The following is a 1,662-nucleotide window of genomic DNA, read 5'->3' as shown; positions in this document are numbered from 1 at the left end:
CCCCACGGCAGCGCGTTAACGAGTCCTTCATCCCTCTAAAGCTAATACTTACCACAAAGATAGGAGGGGTGTTTTTGAGGAAGAAACCTGAGGAAAAGGAAGCACAATGGGCCTTGTTTAGTAATAAGGCCTACTTATCGCCGGTATTACCGCATCAGATACATCCTTAAAAATGGCGCCAAGTTGGCTTTGCTGATCGGGGAAGTAGGCTTCTTCCCAATGGAAAGTTCCTGCTATAACTACTTTTTCTTCGAACGAGATTTCACTTACCGACAGCAGAGCTTCCTTATCGGTGATGTAAATGTTACCTTTTTGAGGTTACAGCGTCCGTTCTACTAGCCACATTTCGGTGATATGAGCAATATGTTGCCTGAATTTTCATCCTGCCAGAAAAAAAAGAAGGCCAATTCCTCTCATTTCTACCAAAAGAAGCAGGCCAGCTATCGTTATTTACCCCCATCTGGCCAAGGTACAGCTTCGAAACTGAACGCATTCGAAATAAAAGCACATCTCAGAAAAAGACGCAAGCTAAAGAACCTTCAATGCTCATTGTGAAAACAAGCTTACCAATTCTTCTGATGCCAATACCAATCGGGCGCTGGCTCCTGGAGCCTCTCCTACCAACATCTATCACCTGCCCCTGTGCCATACACGCCTATTCTATTGGAGATGCTGAATCCCCGGCACTCCTAAAATCTACCCAAGAACCAATATTGGAAGCTTATCCGCCATAAAAGATAACCGAAGACGAAGCGAGCGTAGAAATAAAGGTTAGATTCATCGTAAAATTGGCGCCATGAGCCAAAACACCGAGGCACAGATGAAGAGTTCTCCTAAACCAAGCCATTCTGCTTTTACAATAAACAAGGAGTGCTGTAAGACTGAATCGGCAGAATCGTACCCCAATAAGCGCTACTACATCGCCTCGAAAATTAGCGAGCTGGACCTGGGAAGATTGTCTCCCTAGCGAACTATCCGCAGAAACAGAGAACAGCCAGCCAGCCGCCCTTTGCCTACAGCTTTGAAGCGGTGAAATGGAGCTGGTGAACATCGAGACATGGACGCTGCGGTGCATCATGGAACGCGATACGGCCTGCCTGATAAATATAGCCAACCAGAAGCGCGGCCCCCCTCCTTCGCGTTGACGGTGCAGCGTCGGTGCTGATGCTGCTCCTTTGCAGGCAGAATATCCAACGGATAAAACCGGGAATCTGCCACATAAACCCGAACGAAGGAATAGAGAAAGGCCATCAGCTTAGATTTGTACCATGAAGATGGAAAGCCTGAAAAGAAAGAATAAGTGCTGTTCGCACTTCCTTTTGAAGAGAAGCAGCTGGCCTGTTGCCTAGAAAAACCAGCCTAAATTACCTACATCAGCAGGAACTAAGGCGAGATACGCCTCTCCCTTCGCCCCGAACTTTACTCCCTTCGGTAAGGGTAGACCTTCGGGCATCCCGGAAACTACTCCCTACGACGCTGAATTAGCTTCAAGAACCCCGAGATCTACTCCCTGCGCCCCGGGTTTTACTCCCTTCGGTAAGGGTAGACCTTCGGGCACCCCGGAAACCACTCCCCACGACGCTGAATTTGCTTCAAGCACCCCGAAATCTACTCCCTACGCCCCGAACTTTACTCCCTTCGGTAAGGATAGACCTTCGGGCA

1 protein-coding gene is annotated in these 1,662 nt (G+C 48.5%); it reads left to right on the top strand.

Annotated elements, in window-relative coordinates:
- Window positions 1-796: 796 nt before the first annotated feature.
- Window positions 797-967 carry a hypothetical protein gene (locus L990_RS20115; RefSeq protein WP_156121642.1) on the top strand — a complete coding sequence of 57 codons (171 nt, stop codon included), beginning with the start codon at window positions 797-799 and terminating at the stop codon, window positions 965-967.
- Window positions 968-1,662: the final 695 nt, after the last annotated feature.

The organism is Alistipes sp. ZOR0009, from assembly GCF_000798815.1.
In the GTDB taxonomy this organism is placed as follows: domain Bacteria; phylum Bacteroidota; class Bacteroidia; order Bacteroidales; family ZOR0009; genus Acetobacteroides.
This window is presented reverse-complemented; position numbering and strand designations above follow the sequence as displayed.